Origin of the sequence: Aquibium carbonis, assembly GCF_003970795.1 — a bacterium.
Taxonomy (GTDB): domain Bacteria; phylum Pseudomonadota; class Alphaproteobacteria; order Rhizobiales; family Rhizobiaceae; genus Aquibium; species Aquibium carbonis.
Map to the genome: position 1 here is coordinate 1 of NZ_RWKW01000051.1, position 19,378 is coordinate 19,378.

18 protein-coding genes and 1 pseudogene are annotated in these 19,378 nt (G+C 68.1%); 15 read left to right on the forward strand and 4 right to left on the reverse strand.

Features of this window, described 5'->3' with window-relative positions:
* Positions 1-216, forward strand: a pseudogene (locus EJC49_RS25685) (DEAD/DEAH box helicase); the annotation flags it as partial.
* Between the two features lie 6 nt (positions 217-222).
* Here EJC49_RS25685 and EJC49_RS14065 read toward each other — a convergent pair.
* Both EJC49_RS14065 and EJC49_RS14070 read right to left on the reverse strand, forming a co-directional pair.
* Positions 223-930, reverse strand: a complete 708-nt coding sequence (locus EJC49_RS14065) for a BTB/POZ domain-containing protein (RefSeq protein WP_126700574.1) — start codon at positions 928-930, stop codon at positions 223-225.
* A gap of 1 nt (position 931) precedes the next feature.
* On the reverse strand, positions 932-1,399 hold the full coding sequence (locus EJC49_RS14070) for a hypothetical protein (protein WP_126700575.1): 468 nt from the start codon (positions 1,397-1,399) through the stop codon (positions 932-934).
* Between the two features lie 174 nt (positions 1,400-1,573).
* Here EJC49_RS14070 and EJC49_RS14075 point away from each other — a divergent pair, with 174 nt between their 5' ends.
* On the forward strand, positions 1,574-2,809 hold the full coding sequence (locus EJC49_RS14075; RefSeq protein ID WP_425358817.1) for an MFS transporter: 1,236 nt from the start codon (positions 1,574-1,576) through the stop codon (positions 2,807-2,809).
* 289 nt (positions 2,810-3,098) lie between these two features.
* Here EJC49_RS14075 and EJC49_RS14080 read toward each other — a convergent pair whose 3' ends face one another.
* Together EJC49_RS14080 and EJC49_RS14085 are read right to left on the reverse strand one after the other, a co-directional pair.
* Entirely contained in the window at positions 3,099-3,335 is a 237-nt protein-coding gene (locus EJC49_RS14080) for an Lrp/AsnC ligand binding domain-containing protein (protein WP_126700576.1), read from the reverse strand.
* 68 nt (positions 3,336-3,403) lie between these two features.
* The gene (locus EJC49_RS14085) at positions 3,404-4,234 is read right to left on the reverse strand and encodes an alpha/beta hydrolase (protein ID WP_126700577.1); all 831 of its coding nucleotides are present in this window, start codon (positions 4,232-4,234) and stop codon (positions 3,404-3,406) included.
* A gap of 441 nt (positions 4,235-4,675) precedes the next feature.
* Between EJC49_RS14085 and EJC49_RS14090 the strand changes: the two genes are divergently transcribed.
* From EJC49_RS14090 to EJC49_RS14150, 13 genes are all read left to right on the forward strand, one after another.
* Positions 4,676-6,967 carry a bifunctional salicylyl-CoA 5-hydroxylase/oxidoreductase gene (locus tag EJC49_RS14090; RefSeq protein ID WP_126700578.1) on the forward strand — a complete coding sequence of 764 codons (2,292 nt, stop codon included), beginning with the start codon at positions 4,676-4,678 and terminating at the stop codon, positions 6,965-6,967.
* A gap of 82 nt (positions 6,968-7,049) precedes the next feature.
* Positions 7,050-7,802 (forward strand): SDR family NAD(P)-dependent oxidoreductase, encoded by a 753-nt coding sequence (locus EJC49_RS14095; RefSeq protein ID WP_126700579.1) that lies wholly within the window; start codon positions 7,050-7,052, stop codon positions 7,800-7,802.
* A gap of 2 nt (positions 7,803-7,804) precedes the next feature.
* Complete coding sequence (locus EJC49_RS14100; protein WP_126700580.1) at positions 7,805-8,281, forward strand: MarR family winged helix-turn-helix transcriptional regulator; 477 nt, start codon at positions 7,805-7,807, stop codon at positions 8,279-8,281.
* A complete protein-coding gene (locus EJC49_RS14105; RefSeq protein WP_126700581.1) occupies positions 8,278-9,090 on the forward strand; it encodes an enoyl-CoA hydratase family protein in 813 nt (270 codons plus the stop codon). Before EJC49_RS14100 ends, EJC49_RS14105 begins: the two co-directional genes overlap by 4 nt.
* Positions 9,091-9,244: 154 nt before the next feature.
* Positions 9,245-10,399 carry an acyl-CoA dehydrogenase family protein gene (locus EJC49_RS14110; RefSeq protein WP_126700582.1) on the forward strand — a complete coding sequence of 385 codons (1,155 nt, stop codon included), beginning with the start codon at positions 9,245-9,247 and terminating at the stop codon, positions 10,397-10,399.
* 187 nt (positions 10,400-10,586) lie between these two features.
* Positions 10,587-12,203 carry an AMP-binding protein gene (locus EJC49_RS14115; RefSeq protein ID WP_126700650.1) on the forward strand — a complete coding sequence of 539 codons (1,617 nt, stop codon included), beginning with the start codon at positions 10,587-10,589 and terminating at the stop codon, positions 12,201-12,203.
* Between the two features lie 382 nt (positions 12,204-12,585).
* Entirely contained in the window at positions 12,586-13,779 is a 1,194-nt protein-coding gene (kynU, locus tag EJC49_RS14120; RefSeq protein WP_126700583.1) for a kynureninase, read from the forward strand.
* The gene (kynA, locus tag EJC49_RS14125) at positions 13,776-14,612 is read left to right on the forward strand and encodes a tryptophan 2,3-dioxygenase (protein ID WP_126700584.1); all 837 of its coding nucleotides are present in this window, start codon (positions 13,776-13,778) and stop codon (positions 14,610-14,612) included. The genes kynU and kynA overlap by 4 nt, the downstream gene beginning before the upstream one ends.
* 95 nt (positions 14,613-14,707) lie before the next feature.
* Positions 14,708-15,844 (forward strand): ABC transporter substrate-binding protein, encoded by a 1,137-nt coding sequence (locus tag EJC49_RS14130; protein ID WP_126700585.1) that lies wholly within the window; start codon positions 14,708-14,710, stop codon positions 15,842-15,844.
* Positions 15,845-16,043: 199 nt separating this feature from the next.
* Positions 16,044-16,964, forward strand: a complete 921-nt coding sequence (locus tag EJC49_RS14135) for a branched-chain amino acid ABC transporter permease (RefSeq protein WP_126700586.1) — start codon at positions 16,044-16,046, stop codon at positions 16,962-16,964.
* Positions 16,965-16,974: 10 nt separating this feature from the next.
* Complete coding sequence (locus EJC49_RS14140; RefSeq protein WP_126700587.1) at positions 16,975-17,946, forward strand: branched-chain amino acid ABC transporter permease; 972 nt, start codon at positions 16,975-16,977, stop codon at positions 17,944-17,946.
* Positions 17,939-18,688, forward strand: coding sequence for an ABC transporter ATP-binding protein (locus EJC49_RS14145; RefSeq protein ID WP_126700588.1), 750 nt, complete (start codon positions 17,939-17,941; stop codon positions 18,686-18,688). The genes EJC49_RS14140 and EJC49_RS14145 overlap by 8 nt, the downstream gene beginning before the upstream one ends.
* Before the next feature lie 2 nt (positions 18,689-18,690).
* A complete protein-coding gene (locus EJC49_RS14150) occupies positions 18,691-19,374 on the forward strand; it encodes an ABC transporter ATP-binding protein (protein WP_425358818.1) in 684 nt (227 codons plus the stop codon).
* The last annotated feature ends 4 nt before the right edge of the window (positions 19,375-19,378 follow it).

Consider the following 19,378-nt stretch of genomic DNA (forward strand, 5'->3'; position numbering starts at 1 on the left):
GAGGCGGACGCCGCACCGGTGGTGCGTCGCGAGCGCAAGGATGCGATCCGCTCCGACAATGCCGCGCGCCGCCCGGCCCCGCCGCGCCCCGTGCCGGCGCCCAGCCGCGCGCCCGCCAATTCGAACCGGCACCGGCGCAACGACGACATGAACGACGGTATCGTCGGCTTCGGCGACGACCTGCCGGACTTCATGAAGGTGGTGGTGAAGGTTTAGCGGCGCCTATCTGGGCGCCGACGCTGCCAGGTCCTGCACGGCGTCCGTCACAAACTTCACGTCGGAATAGACATTCCATTCCGGCGAGCCGGAAGCGATGACCTTCTCGCCCGCGGGCAGTCCCGGAACCATCGCCGACACCGCGAGCAGCAGGCGACCGTCGTCGGTCAGCGCGCCGGATTCGCTGTAGCCCCTGGAGATGCCCCAGGAGATCGCATCATATGCGATCCGGTTAGCCTGATCGAGGTTCTGCTCGCCCGGCAGATCGAAGTCGGGCAGCAGCACGACAGGCGCTCCCATCAGGTTCTCGTCCGTTCGGTTTCTCGCAAGAACATAGACGACATATGGCCGGTCCTGGTCCGACGCGGCGCCGAGCAGCGTCGACAGCTCCTCTTCGCTGGAAATGTCGTACAGGAACAGAATTCGCGAGTTCTCCGCCTGCGCCCCGCCGACGAGCGACCCGGTAAGCTGGCCGAGCGTGTTGCGGATGGTCGCCGGGCGCGCCGAGACGGAGGTGGACAGGGAGTAGCCGATCGGGTTGTTCCGTTCGTCAAGGAGAGGCAGAGCCGGCAGTACGCCATGCGTCACCGGAATCGACTTGAAATCGGCGCGATCGGGAGGGGCGATCGCAGCCGTCGACACCGGCCCTCCCTGCTGTGCGAGGGCCGAGGCCGACATGACCATGAAGATGGCGCCGACGAATGCCAGTTTCATCTCATCCTCCGAATCCGAGGGTTAGCAACAGAAGCTTCAAGATGGTGAAAACGAGAAACAGGATGGTGATCAGCGCATAGAGCGTGATGAACAGGAACGGTGGCAGCAGGAAGCCTCGCATGAAGTGCTCGGAGAAGGCCCCCGCCTTCTGCAGCGAGGCGCAGACATGCGAATAGATACCCAGCAGGCCGAGGATCGGAGCCCCAGTGACCACCGGCGACTTGCCGACGACGTCGGCAAAGGCAAGCATCGAGTTGGGCGAATAGGCCCAGGTCGGCAGGACGACCATCAATGTCAGGATGACGAGGCCGGCTCCCGATGCGGTGCATCGCTCCCAATACGGCAGCCGGGTCTCCCGTTCGACCGCCATCATGATGCGGTTCAGGGCGTTCCTGGCCCATTTGAAGACGAGCAGGAGAAACTTGAAGCGGCCTTCGGGCCCGTTCGCACCTCCGTCCCCCTGTGCCATGCATGACCCCCGCCGCATTCGCAAAGAATGCTACTTATACGCACATAATCATACACTGTCTATTATTAGTTGTATTCTTCCCTGGCCCAGCACCCTTGCGCCACTGGCGGGTAGAACGCGGGCTGCTCCTCCGCCATCGTCGATCCGGGGCGTTCAACGCTCCGGGAGGACTTCGTGACAAAAGCCGCTGCCCCCTCGCCCGGCCGCGCCTACGCGCCGGACGGGCCGTATTCCTGGTTCCGGCTCGGCATCGCCATGCTGCTCGGCACGATCGGCAGCGTCGGCATGTGGGCGATCGTGGTCATGCTGCCGGCCGCGCAGGCCGAGTTCGGCGTCGGCCGCGGCGAGGCATCGCTGCCCTACACGCTGACGATGGTGGGCTTTGCGGTCGGCAACGTCGTCATCGGCCGCTTCGTCGACCGGATGGGCGTGGCCGTGCCGGTGGCGGTCGCCGCCGTCATCTCGGCGGTGGGCTTTGCGGCGGCGGCCTATGCACCGAGCATCTGGATGCTGGCGGCGGCGCAACTCCTGATCGGCATCGGCACGGCGGCGACCTTCGGGCCGCTGATGGCCGACGTCTCGCGCTGGTTCGAGAAGCAGCGCGGCATCGCGGTGGCCGCCTCGGCGACGGGCAACTACCTCGCCGGCGCGATCTGGCCCTTCGTGGTGCAATACGGACTGGAGAACGGCGGCTGGCGGGTGACATCGCTGGGGATCGGCATCTTCTGCGTCGTCACGATCGTGCCGCTGTCGATGCTGCTGCGCGGCCAGGCGCCGGAACCCGCCGGCGGCGCGGGCTTCGTTCCCAAGCCGAAATTCACCATCGACCTGTCGAACCGCGCCCTGCTGACGCTCCTGATCATCGCCGGCTTCGGCTGCTGCATGGCGATGGCGATGCCGCAGGTGCACATCGTCGCCTATTGCGCGGATCTCGGCTTCGGCGTGGCGCGCGGCGCCGAGATGCTGTCGCTGATGCTGGCCGCCGGCATCGTCAGCCGGTTGCTGTCGGGCTATGTCGCCGACCGGATCGGCGGGGTGAAGACGCTGCTCATCGGCTCGGTGCTGCAAGGGCTGTCGCTGCTGCTCTACATCCCGTTCGACGGGCTGGCCTCGCTCTACGTCGTGTCCTTCGTCTTCGGCCTGTCGCAGGGCGGCATCGTGCCGTGCTACGCCATCATCGTGCGCGAATACCTGCCGCCGCGCGAGGCCGGCGAGCGGATCGGCATCGTCATCATGGCGACGATCGCCGGCATGGCCGTCGGCGGCTGGGCGTCGGGCGCGATCTACGACATGACCGGCTCCTATGCGGCGGCCTTCCTCAACGGCATCGCCTGGAACATGCTCAACGTCGCGGTGATGGTGGCGATCCTGATGCGCACGCGGACGCGGCGGGACTTGGCGCTGGCGTGAGCGGGGGTGGAGCGACGCTAAGCCCTTGAGGGGGAGATGGCCGGTAGGCCAGAGGGGGGCGCCGTAGATTGCACGCGGTGGTGGGTGACCCTGCAACGATCATCGAGCGGACATCAACGTCCCGTCAGCCAGTCGGAGAAGCCGCGCCCCTTCGCGCCCCCCTCTGCCTGCCGGCATCTCCCCCACGAGGGGGGAGATCATGCTCTCCGGCAGCTTCGCAAGGAGCGCGCCCCCTCCACCATGCTTCGCATGGTCCCCCTCCCCCGTGAACGGGGGAGGATCAAGAGCCTCAGAATGCCTTGAAGGTGAGCGTGGTCAAGGTGCGGAAGATGCCCGGCACGTTGGCGACGTTCTCGTCGATGAACTTGCCGATGTCGACGTCCTCGGGGATGTAGAGCTTCATCAGGAGATCGTAGTCGCCGCTGGTCGAATAGAGCTCGGAGGCGATCTCGCGCTCGAACAGCGCGTCGGCGACCTCGTAGGTCTTGCCCGGGATACACTGGACCTGGACGAATACGGCTCGCATGGGCACTCCATCTGATGCACGCGACGACCGCCCGGCCGTCGCGCTGGTTCGACCTTCGGCGGATCGCGTCAGCCTGTCAACAGCGTGCGGGTCAGCACGTGCGATGCATCCGCCAACCCGTCGATGACGTTGAAATGGTGGCGGTCGGGCTCCTCTACGCAGCATGTCTCGGCGCCGAGCCCGGTCCAGACATTGGCGAGCAGCGCGTTCTGGCGGATGAATTCGGCGCGTTCGCCCGCTCCGACCCAGCAGCAGATGCGCGTGCCCGGCGCCGGCGCGAGCAATGCCGGGCTCTCGGCCGCCGCTTCGGCGGCGTCGAGCCGCAGCGTCTCGTTCATGGCGGTGCGCATCAGCGGCCGAAGGTCGTGCACGCCCGAGATCGAGACCACGTTGCGGATGCGCTCGCGCAGGGCCGCCGGCAAGGGCGAGTTCTCGCAGACCATGCGCGAGGCGAGGTGCCCGCCGGCGGAATGGCCGGCCAGGAACATCGGTCCTCCGACGCCGGCCGCCGCGTGTTCGATCGCCTGGCCGACCTCGGCCGTGATGTCGCGGATGCGCACCTGCGGGCACAGCGTGTAGGACGGCATGGCGACCGCGAAACCGCTGTCGACCGCGCCGCGCGCCAGATGCGACCACAGCGCGCGCTCGAGGCGCATCCAGTAGCCGCCATGGACGAAGACGACGAGGCCGGTCGGCTCGACCTCCGGGAGAAAGAGATCGTAGGCGTTGCGCTCGCCCGGCCCATAGGCGACCCCCAGACGCGCGCGGCCGGCCGCCTCCAGTTCCTCGCGATAGGCGCGCGCCGGCTCCATCCACGCCGCCGGCCAGCGGTCGCCGCCCGGAATGTTGGGGCCATTGGCATAGGCGTCGTCCCAATCGGCGATGCGGCGGCTGATCATGATGCTCTCTCCCTGACGGCGGCGAACCGCCCTGTCCTTTGGCGCGATTGTAGCGGCTTGGCGAGCGCGGGGAACCGGCCCCGCGGATTTTTCGCGCGCCACGTTTCGACCGATCGCGTCGCTCCTTCCTTCGCTCACCCGACGGGCGAGAACGGCGGCGCAGCGGCACGGGCCGTCATCCTCGGCCTTGTACCGAGGATCCGCCCCGACCTCGGGTTTCACGCATATCCTGCCACGCGGCGGAGTGCCGGAACGCGCCGGACCCTCGACGGTCGGCAGATCCTCGGGACAAGCCCGAGGATGTCGGCGTCGAAGCCGCCGCAACTGTCGATGATCGGAGCCGCCACACTAATTCCTTCAATCTTGAAATTTCAAGCTTGAAATAAAAAACGACCGCTGTCATGCTGCCGTCACGTCACAGGCAATGGAGACGAAGGCGAGATGAAGATCGCGGTCCTCGGCGGCGGCCCAGCCGGTCTCTATTTCGCCATCTCGATGAAGCTGCGGGATGCCGCGCATGACGTCACCGTCATCGAGCGCAACAAGCCCGACGACACGTTCGGCTGGGGCGTGGTGCTCTCGGACGAGACGCTGGACAATCTGGCGAAGAACGATCCCGTCAGCGCCGAACGCATCCGCGCCCATTTCGCCTACTGGGACGACATCGCCGTGCTCTACCGGCGCACGCGGACGGTGTCCTCCGGCCATGGTTTCTGCGGCATCGGCCGCAAGCAGCTGCTCGTGCTTCTGCAGGAGCGCGCCCGCGAGCTCGGCGTCGATCTCGCCTTCGAGACCGAGGCGCGCGAACCGCAGCACTACATGGAGCGCTACGACCTGGTGGTGGCCTCGGACGGGCTGAACTCGAAGACCCGCACGGCCTTCGCCGACGTGTTCAAGCCCGACATCGAGATGCGGGCCTGCAAGTTCGTCTGGCTGGGCACGCACCAGAAATTCGACGACGCCTTCACCTTCATCTTCGAGGAGACGGACAAGGGCTGGGTGTGGGCGCATGCCTACCAGTTCGATCCCGACACCGCGACCTTCATCGTCGAGTGCAGCCAGGAGACCTGGGACCGTTTCGGCTTCGGCGCGATGTCGAAGGAGGAGTCCATCGCGACCTGCGAGGCGATCTTCAGGGACCATCTCGGCGGCCATGCGCTGATGTCCAACGCCAACCATGTGCGCGGCTCGGCCTGGATCAATTTCCCGCGCGTCTTGTGCGAGCGCTGGTCGCACGCAAACCTGGCGCTGATGGGCGACGCGGCGGCGAGCGCGCATTTCTCGATCGGCTCGGGCACCAAGCTGGCCGTCGAGAGCGCCATCGCGCTCGCCGACTACGTGACCTCGGAGGCAACGCTCGCCGCCGCCTTCGAGAAGTACGAGGCGGCGCGGCGCACCGAGGTGCTGAAGCTGCAATCGGCGGCGCGCAACTCGCTGGAATGGTTCGAGGACATCGAGCGCTACCTCAATCTCGATCCGGTGCAGTTCAACTATTCGCTGCTGACCCGCTCGCAGCGCATCAGCCACGAGAACCTCAGGCTGCGCGACAAGGACTGGCTGGGCGGCGCCGAGCGCTGGTTCCAGGTGCAGGCCGGAAGCCCGGCCAACACGGCGCGGGCGCCGATGTTTGCGCCGTTCAGGCTGCGCGACATGACGCTGGCGAATCGCGTCGTCGTCTCGCCGATGGCGCAGTACAAGGCCGTCGACGGCTGCCCGACCGACTGGCACTTCGCCCATTATGCCGAGCGCGCCAAGGGCGGCGCGGCGATGCTGACGATCGAGATGACCTGCGTGTCGCCGGACGGCCGCATCACGCCCGGCTGCCCCGGCTTCTACGCGCCGGAGCACGAGACGGCATGGAAGCGGCTGGTGGATTTCGTCCATGCCGAAACCGAGGCGAAGATCTGCGCCCAGATCGGCCATGCCGGCGCCAAGGGCTCGACGCAGGTGGGCTGGGAGGACGCCGACTGCCCGCTGCCCGAAGGCAACTGGCCGCTGCTGTCGGCCTCCGCCATCGCCTGGTCGGAGATCAACGCCGTGCCGAAGGCGATGGACCGCGCCGACATGGACATGGTGCGCGACCAGTTCGTGGCGTCGGCTGAGATGGCGCAGCGCTGCGGCTTCGACATGATCGAGCTGCACATGGCGCATGGCTATCTGCTGTCCTCCTTCATCACGCCGGTGACCAACCGCCGAACCGACGAATATGGCGGCAGCCTCGCAAACCGCATGCGCTATCCGCTGGAGGTGTTCCGCGCCGTGCGGGCCGCATGGCCGGACGAGAAGCCGATCTCGGTGCGCATCTCGGCTAATGACTGGGTCGGCGAGGACGGCGTCACGCCGCAGGAGGCGGTCGCCATCGCGCGGATGCTGAAGGATGCGGGCGTCGACATCTGCGACGTGTCGGCCGGGCAGACGTCGAAGCAGGCAAAGCCCGTCTATGGCCGCATGTTCCAGACGCCGTTTTCCGACCGCATCCGCAACGAGACCGGCATGGCGACCATGGCGGTGGGCAACATCTACGAGCCCGACCACGTCAACTCGATCCTGATGGCCGGCCGCGCCGATCTCGTCTGCCTCGCACGGCCGCATCTGGCCGACCCCTACTGGACGCTGCACGCGGCAGCGTCCCTCGGCGATCGCGGCGTGGCGTGGCCCAAGCCCTATCTGGCCGGCCGCGACCAGCTCTACCGGCTGGCGGAGCGGCAAGAGCAGATGACGGGGAAGGTGTGATGGTGGCGGTTCAAATGGGTAGCGCCCGGAGCATTTCCGGAAATTCTGGAACTCTGGCGCGCCCCCTCGAGAGGTCTCGCCCATGACCATCTCCCTCTCCCACGCACTCGTCACCGGGGGCGCGACCGGCATCGGCAAGGCAACCGCGCTGGCGCTGGCGGAAGCGGGCGTCGAGGTGACGATCTGCGGCCGCCGGGCGGAGCCGCTGGAAGCCGTGGCGGCGCTGAACCCGCGCATCCATGCCATGACGGCCGACGTGACCGACGAGGCCTCCGTGGAGGCGCTCTACACGCAAGCGCAGGCCGCGCGCGGGCCGATCGAGATCGTGGTGGCCAATGCCGGGATCGCGTCGAGCGCGCCGGCGCACAAGACGACGCTCGCCGACTGGAACCGGATCCTCGACGTCAACCTGACCGGCGCGTTCCTGACCGTGCGCCCGGCGCTGGCCGGCATGGCGGAGCGCAAGCGCGGGCGGCTGATCTTCATCGCTTCGGTGGCGGGTCTGCGCGGCTCGGCCTATGTGGCGCCCTATGTCGCGTCCAAGCATGGCGTGGTGGGCCTGATGCGGGCACTGGCGGCGGAACTGCTGAAGACCGGCGTGACCGTCAATGCGATCTGCCCCGGCTATGTCGAGACCGAGATGCTGGAGGAGTCGATCGCCCGGGTGATGGAGAAGACCGGGCGGAGCGAAGAGCAGGCGCGTGAGGGTTTCGCCGCCTTCAACCCGAACCACCGGCTGATCAAGCCCGAGGAGGTGGCGGGCGCGGTGCTGTGGCTGGCGAGCGACGCGGCGATCTCCGTCACCGGACAGCCGGTCGCGATCACGGGAGGCTGACGATGGCGGACGCACCCCTCGCTGCGCTCGACGCACCGCCGGCCTCCAAGGAGCGGCTGAGGCTGTGGATCCGGCTGCTGCGCGCCTCGCGCATCGTCGAGAACGAGCTGCAGGGACGGCTGAAGCGCGAATTCGAGACCACCCTGCCCCGCTTCGACGTGATGGCGGCGCTGAACCGCACGCCGGACGGCATGCTGATGAGCGACCTGTCGCGCACCCTGCTGGTGTCCAACGGCAACGTGACGGGCATCGTGGACCGTCTCGTCAATGACGGCTTCGTGGCGCGCACGCGTCGCGACGGCGACCGCCGCACCTCGATCGTGACGCTGACCGAGCAAGGCGCCGAAGCGTTTCGCAGCATGGCGGCCGCGCATGAAGGCTGGATCGACGAGCTTCTGGGCGGTGTCGGCGAACAGGACGCGCGACGCCTGTCGACGATGCTGAAGACGTTTCGCAGCAACTGGGAGGATGAACATTGACCGCGATGGCCGGGCTGACCCCGCAGCACTTCCTCTGGGAGGCGAAGGACGGCGTGGCGCAGGTGCGCCTCAACCGTCCCGACCGCAAGAACCCGCTGACCTTCGAGAGCTATGCCGAGTTGCGCGACACGTTCCGGGCGCTGGTCTATGCCGACGACATCGACGTGGTGGTGTTCCTGCCCAATGGCGGCAACTTCTCGTCGGGCGGCGACGTGCACGAGATCATCGGCCCGCTGACGAAGATGGACATGAAGGGCCTCATCGCCTTCACGCGCATGACGGGCGATTTCGTCAAGGCGATGATCCATTGCGGCAAGCCGATCATCTCGGCGGTGGACGGCGTGGCGGTGGGCGCCGGCGCCATCATCACCATGGCCTCGGACATCCGGCTCGCGACGCCCGAGGCCAAGACCGCCTTCCTGTTCACCCGCGTCGGGCTGGCCGGCTGCGACATGGGCGCCTGCGCGATCCTGCCGAGGCTGATCGGCCAGGGCCGGGCGGCCGAACTGCTCTACACCGGCCGCTCGATGACGGCCGCCGAGGGCGAGCGCTGGGGCTATTACAACCGCATCGTCTCGGCCGAGGCGCTGGAAGCCGAGGCGCTGTCGCTCGCAGCGTCGATCGCCGCCGGCCCCACCTTCGCGCACGGGATCACCAAGACGCAGCTGAACCAGGAATGGTCGATGGGGCTCGACCAGGCGATCGAGGCCGAAGCGCAGGCGCAGGCGATCTGCATGCAGACCGGCGACTTCCGCCGCGCCTACGAAGCCTTCGTGGCGAAGGCGAAGCCGGTGTTTCAGGGGGATTGAGAGATGGGAGGCTTTGGATTTCTACCTACTCGCGGACCTCGCGTTCCTTCGCGCCCCCCTCTGTCCTGCCGGGCGAGACGAGTGGCTCGCCCCGTCAGGCAGGACAAAGGGGGGCGCCGTAGAACGCCGACGTCAAACCCGGGAGCGACGCAGCATGCCTGACCGCTCCTTCCTGTCCTGGCCCTTCTTCGAGGCGCGCCACCGCGCCCATGCCGAACGGCTGGAGGCGTGGTGCGCGGAAAACCTGCCCGTCGATCACCACGACGTCGACGCCGCCTGCCGCCGTCTGGTGGCGGCGCTCGGCCGCGACGGCTGGCTGATGCCGACCGCCATCGATCCGGAGACGCCCGCGCCGCTCGACGTGCGCATGCTCTGCCTCACCCGCGAGACGCTGGCGCGCCATGACGGGCTCGCCGACTTCGCCTTCGCCATGCAGGGGCTCGGCACCGGCGCGATCAGCCTGTTCGGCACGGCGGAGCAGCAGCGCTGGCTGGAGAGGACCCGGCGCGGCGAGGCGATCTCGGCGTTTGCGCTGTCGGAGCCGCGGTCGGGCTCGGACGTCGCCAACATGGACATGACGGCGGCGCGCGACGGCGGCGACTACGTGCTGTCGGGCGAGAAGACCTGGATCTCCAATGGCGGGATCGCCGACGTCTACACCGTGTTTGCCCGCACCGGCGAGGCGCCGGGCGCGCGCGGCCTGTCCTGCTTCCTCGTGCCGGCCGAGACGCCGGGGCTCACCGTCGCCGAACGGCTGGAAGTGATCGCGCCGCATCCGCTGGCCAGGCTCTCCTTCGACGGCGTCCGCGTGCCGGCCTCGGCCCTGATCGGCAAGCCGGGCGACGGCTTCCGCATCGCCATGTCGGTGCTCGACGTGTTCCGCTCGACGGTCGGCGCGGCCGCACTCGGCTTCGCACGGCGTGCACTCGATGAATCGCTTTTGCGCGCCAACAGCCGGGAACTGTTTGGAAAACCGCTGTTCGACCTGCAGATGGTGCAAGGCCATCTGGCCGAGATGGCGCTCGACGTCGATGCCTCGGCGCTGCTGGTCTACCGCGCCGCCTGGACCAAGGATTCGGGCGCGCCGCGCGTGACGCGGGAGGCGGCGATGGCGAAGCTTCATGCCACCGACAGCGCGCAGTCGGTGATCGACAAGGCGGTGCAGATCCATGGCGGCGACGGCGTGCGCAAGGGGCACATCGTCGAAAGCCTCTACCGCGAGATCCGCGCGCTGCGGATCTACGAGGGGGCGTCCGACGTGCAGAAGGTGGTGATCGCAAGACAGGTGATGGGGAGCCAGGGCGCATGACGGCTTGTTCGAGAGACGGCGAGGCGAAGCATACCCCCACCCCTAACCCCTCCCCACAAGGGGGAGGGGGACATGGTCGCGTCCTTGGCAATGAGATGCTTCGCAGGCGAGAGGCGGGACGAGCGGGTTCCCCTCCCCCTTGTGGGGAGGGGTTAGGGGTGGGGGTATGCGCGGGAGCCCAGCCATGATCCTCGGACCCTCCGGCCACGCCGACACGTTTGCCCGCGACAATCTTCCGCCTGCCGACCAGTGGCCGGAGCTTCCCCAGGCCGGCTTTGGCTACCCCGAATGGCTGAACGCGGGCGTCGAACTGACCGACCGGATGGTGGAACGCGGCTTCGGCGACCACACCGCGCTGATCGGCAACGGGCGGCGGCGCACCTACAAGGAACTCTCGGACTGGACCAACCGGCTGGCGCACGCGCTGGTGGAGGATTACGGCGTCAGGCCCGGCAACCGGATCCTGATCCGCGGGCCGAACAACCCGGCGGTGGTGGCCTGCTGGCTGGCCGCCACCAAGGCCGGGGCGGTGGTGGTCAACACCATGCCGATGCTGCGGGCGGGCGAACTGGGCAAGATCGTCGACAAGGCCGAGATCGCGCTGGCGCTCTGCGACACGCGGGCGCTCGACGAGATGGTGGCCTGCGCCAAGCAGAGCCGATTCCTGAAGCAGGTGATCGGCTTCGACGGGACGGCCAACCATGATGCCGAACTCGACCGTGCGGCGCTGGACAAGCCGGTGCGGTTCGAGGCGGTGAAGACCGGCCGGGACGACGTCGCGCTGCTCGGCTTCACCTCCGGCACGACCGGCGTGCCGAAGGCGACGATGCATTTCCACCGCGACCTTCTGATCATCGCCGACGGCTACGCGAAAGAGGTGCTCGGCGTGACGCCGGACGACGTGTTCGTCGGCTCGCCGCCGCTCGCCTTCACCTTCGGGCTGGGCGGGCTCGCGATCTTCCCGCTGCGCTTCGGCGCGGCGGCCGCACTTCTGGAGAATGCCTCGCCGCCCAACATGGTCGAGATCATCGAGAAGTACCGCGCCACGATCAGCTTCACCGCGCCGACCGCCTATCGCGCCATGCTGGCGGCCATGGACGACGGCGCCGACCTCTCGTCGCTCAGGATCGCGGTGTCGGCCGGCGAGACGCTGCCCGGCCCGGTGTTCGAGGACTGGACGCGGAAGACCGGCAAGCCGATCCTCGACGGCATCGGCGCGACCGAGATGCTGCACATCTTCATCTCCAACCGGCTCGACGACCGGCATCCGGCGACGACCGGTCGGCCGGTGACGGGCTACGAGGCGAAGATCGTCGACAAGGACATGAACGAGGTGCCGCGCGGCACGATCGGCAAGCTTGCGGTGCGCGGGCCGACCGGCTGCCGCTACCTCGCCGACGATCGCCAGGGCGATTATGTGCGGGAGGGCTGGAACATCACCGGCGACGCCTTCTGCCAAGACGAGGACGGCCGGTTCCATTTCGCCGCGCGCGCCGACGACCTGATCGTCTCGGCCGGCTACAACATCGCCGGGCCGGAGGTGGAGGCGGCGCTGCTGTCGCATCCCGACGTCCTTGAATGCGCGGTGATCGGCGTCGCCGACGAGGCGCGCGGCCAGATCGTGCAGGCGCATGTGGTGCTCATCCAGGGCTGCGCGCCAGACGAGGGGACGGCCAAGCGGCTGCAGGACCACGTCAAGGCCACCATCGCCCCGTTCAAATATCCCCGCTCGGTGATCTTCACCACCGCTCTGCCGAAGACGCAGACCGGCAAGATCCAGCGCTTCAGGCTGCGGGAAGGATGACGGGCATGGCGGTGGAGCAGCAGACGAACGGCAGTTTCGAACCGGCACCGTCGAGAGCATCAGCGGGCGCTGGGTTGTTCCTGCAAGGCCGCGTACCCCCACCCCTCACCCCTCCCCACAAGGGGGAGGGGGACGTCGGCGTGGGCGCCCCATCGACATCACGGCTGGCAAGCGGCGACGGCGGCAAATCCCCCTCCCCCTTGTGGGGAGGGGTGAGGGGTGGGGGTACCGCCCTGCGCGAAGACATCCAGCGCCGCAGAGGCAATCTCCCGGGCACCGGCACCCACCCCCGACAAGGCGACCACCCATGGCGGGAGAACCCCCGCGCTCCCCTCCCCCGCCGCCCGGCCCATCCCCGAACGCGAACGGCGGCAGTGTACCCATGACCGATTTCACCGCGACCCGCGCCGCCTTCGACCTTCCCGACGGGATCGTCTATCTCGACGGCAACTCGCTCGGCCCCTTGCCGCGGGCCGCCCGCGAACGCGTGGCGCGCGAGGTCGAGGTCTCGTGGGGCCGGATGCTGATCCGCGGCTGGAACGAGGCCGGCTGGATGGACCTGCCCGAAGTCGTCGGCAAGAAGATCGGCCGGCTGGTCGGCGCGCCGACGGGCTCGGTGGTGGCGGGCGACTCGACATCGGTGAATCTGTTCAAGGCCTTGACGGCGGCTCTCGATCTGTCGGGCGAACGCAAGGTGGTGCTGTCGGACAGCGGCAACTTCCCGACCGACCTCTATGTGGCGCAGCAGGCGCTGGCGGCGCTCGGCCGCGGGCACGTGCTGAAGATCGTCGCGCCCGAGGAGGTGGACGGCGCGATCGACGAGACGGTGGCGGTGCTGATGCTGACGCAGGTCGACTATCGCAGCGGCCGGCTGCACGACATGGCCGCCCTCACCGCCAAGGCGCATGCGGCGGGCGTGATGACGGTCTGGGATCTCGCGCATTCGGCCGGCGCGCTGCCCGTCGACCTGTCGGGCACGGGCGCCGATTTCGCCATCGGCTGCGGCTACAAGTATCTCAACGGCGGCCCCGGCGCGCCGGCCTTCATCTACGTCCGTCCCGAGCATGCCGAACGGGTTTCGCCCGCGCTCGCCGGATGGATGGGCCATGCGGCGCCCTTCGCCTTCGACCTCGGATACGTGCCGGCCGACGGCGTCAACCGCATGCGGGTGGGGACGCCGCCGATCCTGTCGATGGCCTCGCTCGACGCGGCGCTCGACGTCTGGGACGGCGTCTCGATGGCGGACCTCCGGGCGCGCTCGATCGAGCTGTCGCAGACCTTCATCGCCGAGGTGGAGGCGCGCTGCCCGCAGCTGACGCTCGCCTCGCCGCGCGATCCCGCGCTGCGCGGCAGCCAGGTGTCGTTCGCCTTTGCCGAGGGCTATGCGGCCATGCAGGCGGCGATCGCCCACGGCGTGGTCGGCGACTTCCGCGCGCCCGACATCATGCGCTTCGGCTTCACGCCGCTCTATGTCGGCCTCGACGACGTGGTGCGCGCCGCCGAGGTCCTGGAGCGCGTGATGGGCGAGCGGCTGTGGGACCGTCCGGAATTCAAGCAGCGGGCCAAGGTCACGTGAGCGCGCCGCACGATCCCTCGACGGACGGCGCGGTGACCGATTTCGCGCGGCGGATGTCCTATTCGGACTATCTGAAGCTCGACGGCATCCTCGACGCGCAGGCGCCGCTGTCGTCCTCGCCCGACGAGATGCTGTTCATCATCCAGCACCAGACGTCGGAACTGTGGATGAAGCTCGCGATCCACGAACTGACGGCGGCGATGGCGGCCATCGCGCGCGACGATTTGCGCCCCGCCTTCAAGATGCTGACGCGGGTGGCGCGCATCTTCGAGCAGCTGAACGGTGCCTGGGACGTGCTGCGCACCATGACGCCCAGCGAATACACGCGCTTTCGCTCCGCGCTCGGCCAGTCGTCGGGGTTCCAGTCCTGGCAGTACCGGGCGATCGAGTTCCTGGCGGGCAACCGCAACCTCGCGATGCTGAAGCCGCACGGCCACGACGCGACGACGACGGCGGTGCTGGAGGGCATCCTCGCCCGGCCGAGCCTCTATGACGAGGCGATCCGGCTGCTCGTGCGCGAGGGCTTCGACCTGTCGGGCGAGGCGGAGCGCGCCGACCTGCGCGAGCAGCGCGTTGCGAGCGACGCCGTCATGGGCGCCTGGAAGGCGGTCTACCAGGATCCCGAGCGCCATTGGGCGCTCTACGAACTGGCCGAGAAGCTGGTCGACTTCGAGGATTATTTCCGCCGCTGGCGCTTCAACCACGTGACGACGGTGGAGCGGATCATCGGGCTGAAGCGCGGCACCGGCGGCACCGGCGGGGTTTCCTATCTCAGGCGGATGCTGGAGGTGGAACTGTTCCCGGAATTGTGGAAAGTCAGAACGGAACTTTGAGCGGCTATCAGCCGCCGAAGCAGGGAATGCCGGACAAACGTCGCGCAAGGCGGCACCCGGTCGAAAGCCAGAGGGCAAGAAAAGGGAGACTGAACATGAAGACCATCATTGCAGCGGGGATTGTGGGCCTCGCCATGAGCGTGAGCGGCCTGGCATTCGCCGAGCCGGTCAAGATCGGCATGATCACCACGCTGTCGGGCGGCGGCGCCGGCCTCGGCATCGACGTGCGCGACGCCTTCGCGCTCGCCATGAAGCAGGCGAACAATCCCGACGTGACGGTCGTCACCGAGGACGACGCGATGAAGCCGGAGATCGCCGTCCAGATCGCCGACAAGATGATCCAGAGCGACAAGGTCGACATCCTGACCGGCATCATCTGGTCGAACCTCGCCATGGCCGTCGTGCCGAGCGCGACCGGCCAGGGCATCATCTACATCTCGCCGAATGCCGGCCCCTCGCCGCTGGCCGGCGCCAACTGCAACGCCAACTATTTCAACGTCGCCTACCAGAACGACAATTTCCACGAGGCGATGGGCGAATATGCCAACAAGGACTACAAGAAGGTCTACATCCTGGCGCCGAACTATCCGGCCGGCAAGGATTCGCTGACCGGCTTCAAGCGCTTCTACAAGGGCGAGCTGGCCGGCGAGGTCTACACGCAGCTCGGCCAGACCGACTACGCGGCCGAAATCGCGCAGATCCGCGCCTCGGGCGCCGATTCGGTGTTCTTCTTCCTGCCGGGCGGCATGGGCATCGCCTTCACCAAGCAGTGGGCGCAGTCGGGCGTCGACCTGCCGCTGATGGGTCCGGCCTTCTCGTTCAGCCAGGACGTGCTGCCGGCGATCGGCGACGCGGCGCTCGGCGTCAAGAACTCGGCTTCCTGGTCGCCCGACCTCGACAACGAGGCCAACAAGGCCTTCGTCGAGGCCTTCCAGGCCGAATACGGCCGCCTGCCGTCGGTCTATGCCGCGCAGTCCTACGACACGGCCAACCTGATCCTCTCGGCCATGGGCAAGGCGGGCGTCTCCGACAAGGACGCCTTCAAGGCGGCGCTGAAGGAAGCGGACTTCGCCTCGGTACGCGGCTCGTTCAAATTCAACACCAACCAGCACCCGATCCAGAACATCTACGTGCGCGAGGTGGTGAAGGAGGGCGACGTGTTGACCAACAAGATCATCGACACCGCCTTCGAGAACCACGAGGACGCCTACGCCAAAGACTGCAAGATGTAGGAAGTAGAAGAGAAGCACCCCTCACCGGTTCGCTTCGCGAACCACCTCTCCCCCTGCCCGGGGGAGAGGATCAGCCAATCGCGAGAGCCGCGGTTCCTCGTCCCACGCAACCGGGGAGAGGTGCCGCGCCCCGCGGCCAACCGGCCGCAAGCGAGGCAGCGAGGGAACCGTTCGACCTCACGCACGCCCGGAAACAGACTTGCAAACCGCCCTCCTCATCGAGCAGATCCTCAACGGCCTCCAGTTTGGCGTCATGCTGTTCCTGATGGCGGCCGGGCTGACGCTGATCTTCGGCGTCATGGGACTGATCAACCTCGCCCATGGCTCGCTCTACATGGTGGGCGCGTTCGCCTGCGCGACGGTGGCGGCGGCGACCGGCTCGTTCTGGCTCGGCCTCGTCGCCAGCCTGGCGGCGGCGGCCGCGGCCGGGGCGCTGATGGAAATCACCGTCATCCGGCGGCTCTACGAACGCGATCATCTGGACCAGGTGCTCGCGACCTTCGCGCTGATCCTCGTCTTCTCGGAAGGCACGCGCTGGATCTTCGGCTCCATTCCGCTCTATCTCAACATCCCGCCGCTTCTGGCCGGCGCCATCCCCCTGCCGGGCGGCTCGGCCTATCCGCTCTACCGCGTGGCCATCATCGGCGTGGGGATTGCGGTCGCCATCGGGCTGCACCTCCTGATCACGCGAACCCGGCTCGGCATGCGCATCCGCGCCGGCGAAAGCGACCGCGAGATGATCGGCGCGCTCGGCGTCGACATCCGCACGCTCTACACGGTCGTCTTCGCGCTCGGCGCGGCGCTGGCCGGGCTCGCCGGCGCCATGGTCGGCGCGCTTCAATCGGTGCAGGTGGGGATGGGCGAGCCGGTGCTGATCCTCGCCTTCGTCGTCATCGTGATCGGCGGCATCGGCTCGATTCACGGCGCGCTGGTCGGCGCGCTGCTGGTCGGGCTGATCGACACGCTCGGGCGCTTCCTGCTGCCCGTCGCGCTCGCCACCTTCATGGGGCCGTCGGCTGCGGCCAGCATCGGCGCCTCGGTGGCCTCGATGCTCATCTACGTCTTCATGGCGCTGGTGCTGGCGATCCGCCCGCGCGGCCTGTTTGCCGCAGCCGGCTGAGGATGCACAAGTGACCCGCGAAACCCTCATCAGCCTCGCCATCGTGCTCGCCCTGCTCGCCATCCCGCTGTGGGCGACGGCCGCGGGCGAGACCTTCTACATCACGCTCGCGACCCGCATGGCGATCCTGGCGCTGGCGGCCGTCGGCCTCAACATCGCGCTCGGCCTCGGCGGGCTGGTCTCCTTCGGGCACGCCGCCTTCTTCGGCATCGGCGGCTATGCGGCCGGCATCCTGGCCAGCCATGCCTTCAACATGGAGCCGCTGCCCTTCGGGCTCCCGGGCACGAACGCCATGCCCGTGATCTGGATCGTGGCGATCGTCGCGTCGGGCCTGGTGGCGCTGGCCATCGGCGCGATCAGCCTGCGGACGGCCGGCGTCTACTTCATCATGATCACGCTCGCCTTCGCGCAGATGATCTTCTATTTCGCCATCTCCTGGCCGGCCTATGGCGGCGAGGACGGGCTGTCGATCTTCGTCCGCAACCAGTTTCCGGGCGTCAACACGCTGAACGGGCTCTCCTTCTTCTTCGTCTGCTTCACGCTCCTGATCGCGTCGCTGGGCCTGTTTTCGCTGCTGCGCGCCTCGCGCTTCGGCGCGGCCTTGCAGGCGGCGCGCCAGAACGAGCAGCGGCTGGCCACCGTCGGCATCGCGCCCTACCGCATCCGCCTCGCCGCCTTCGTCATCTCGGCCATGGTGACGGGCCTGGCCGGCGCGCTGTTTGCCGATCTCAACCGCTTCGTCAGCCCCTCGATGCTGTCGTGGCACATGTCGGGCGAACTGATCGTGCTGATCATCCTCGGCGGCGTCGGGCGGCTGGCCGGTCCCGTGGCGGGCGCGATGCTCTATGTCGCGTTCGAATATTTCCTCGGCGGCATCACCGAGCGCTGGCAATTGTTCCTCGGGCTGCTGCTGCTCGCCGTCGTGCTGTTCGCGCGCGGCGGCGTGGTGGGGCTTCTTGCCGGAAAGGCGCGCCATGGCTGAGCCGGTCCTCAAGCTTTCGAACCTGACCAAGACCTTCGGCGCCCTGAAGGCGACCGACGACGTCAGCCTCGACCTCAAGCCCGGCGAGATCCACGCGCTGATCGGCCCGAACGGCGCCGGCAAGTCGACGCTGATCCACCAGATCGCCGGCAGCCTGCGGCCCGACACCGGATCGATCCGCTTCCTCGGCCACGACGTCGGCGCGCTCGGCGTGCCCGAAAGGGCGCGGATGGGTCTTGGGCGGACGTTCCAGATCTCGTCGCTGACGCCGGAGTTTTCCGCGCTGCGCAACGTCATGCTGGCGGTGCAGGCGCGGCAGGGCACGAGCTTCCGCTTCTTCAGGCCGGTAATGCGCGACCGCACGCTGACCGAACCGGCGATGGCGATGCTGGAGCGTGTCGGGCTTGCCGGCCGGGCAGCGGTTCCCGCCGCCGAACTCTCGCATGGCGAGCGGCGGCAGCTCGAGATCGCCATCGCGCTGGCGCTGGGCTCGAAAGCCTTCCTGCTCGACGAGCCGATGGCCGGCATGGATCCGGAGGGCTCGAAGACGCTCACCGGCTTCCTCGACCAGTTGCGCGCGGAGGCGCCGATCCTGCTCGTCGAGCACGACATGGACGCCGTCTTCGCGCTCGCCGACCGCATCACCGTGCTGGTCTACGGCCGGGTGATCGCGACCGGCACGGTGGAGGACATCCGCAACGACGCGGACGTGCGCCGCGCCTATCTCGGAGAGGAGGCATGACGATGCTCCTCGAGGTGTCCGGCATCGAGACCTTCTATGGCGCCAGCCAGGCGCTGTTCGGCGTCGACCTCTCCGTCGCCGAAGGCGAGGTCGTGGCGCTGATGGGCCGCAACGGCATGGGCAAGACGACGACGATCCGCTCGATCTGCCGGCTCAATCCGCCGCGCAAGGGACGCATCGCCTTCGCCGGGCGCGACATCGCGGGCCTGCGCGCCTTCCGCGTCGCGCGGCTCGGCATCGGGCTGGTGCCGGAAGGCCGCCGCTGCTTCCCGAACCTGACCGTGCGCGAGAACCTGGTCGCGGCCGCACGAACCGGCCAATGGACGCTTTCGCGCATCGAGGCTTTGTTTCCCCGGCTGGCCGAGCGCCGCGACCAGTTCGCCTCGACGCTGTCGGGCGGCGAGCAGCAGATGCTGGCGATCGGCCGCGCGCTGATGACCAATCCGCGGCTCCTGATCCTCGACGAGGCGACGGAGGGGCTGGCGCCCGTCATCCGGCGCGACATCTGGACCTCGATCCGCACGCTGAAGGCCGAGGGCCAGTCGATCCTGGTCGTCGACAAGACGATGGCCGAGCTTCTGCCGGTCGCCGACCGCTGCACCATCATCGAGAAGGGCCGCACGGCCTGGACCGGCATTCCCGCCGAGCTGACCGACGCCATACGCGACCGGCTCCTCGGCGTCTGACTGG

Excerpts from the sequence above, each read along its gene's own strand:
- EJC49_RS14080 (WP_126700576.1), bottom strand. The coding sequence starts at position 3,335 with ATGCGAGCCGTATTCGTCCAGGTCCAGTGTATCCCGGGCAAGACCTAC.
- EJC49_RS14145 (WP_126700588.1), top strand. The coding sequence starts at position 17,939 with ATGGCTGAGCCGGTCCTCAAGCTTTCGAACCTGACCAAGACCTTCGGC.
- kynU (WP_126700583.1), top strand. The coding sequence starts at position 12,586 with ATGACCGATTTCACCGCGACCCGCGCCGCCTTCGACCTTCCCGACGGG.
- EJC49_RS14100 (WP_126700580.1), top strand. The coding sequence starts at position 7,805 with ATGGCGGACGCACCCCTCGCTGCGCTCGACGCACCGCCGGCCTCCAAG.
- EJC49_RS14085 (WP_126700577.1), bottom strand. The coding sequence starts at position 4,234 with ATGATCAGCCGCCGCATCGCCGATTGGGACGACGCCTATGCCAATGGC.
- EJC49_RS14110 (WP_126700582.1), top strand. The coding sequence starts at position 9,245 with ATGCCTGACCGCTCCTTCCTGTCCTGGCCCTTCTTCGAGGCGCGCCAC.
- EJC49_RS14130 (WP_126700585.1), top strand. The coding sequence starts at position 14,708 with ATGAAGACCATCATTGCAGCGGGGATTGTGGGCCTCGCCATGAGCGTG.
- EJC49_RS14065 (WP_126700574.1), bottom strand. The coding sequence starts at position 930 with ATGAAACTGGCATTCGTCGGCGCCATCTTCATGGTCATGTCGGCCTCG.
- EJC49_RS14070 (WP_126700575.1), bottom strand. The coding sequence starts at position 1,399 with ATGGCACAGGGGGACGGAGGTGCGAACGGGCCCGAAGGCCGCTTCAAG.
- EJC49_RS14150 (WP_425358818.1), top strand. The coding sequence starts at position 18,691 with ATGCTCCTCGAGGTGTCCGGCATCGAGACCTTCTATGGCGCCAGCCAG.
- EJC49_RS14090 (WP_126700578.1), top strand. The coding sequence starts at position 4,676 with ATGAAGATCGCGGTCCTCGGCGGCGGCCCAGCCGGTCTCTATTTCGCC.
- EJC49_RS14095 (WP_126700579.1), top strand. The coding sequence starts at position 7,050 with ATGACCATCTCCCTCTCCCACGCACTCGTCACCGGGGGCGCGACCGGC.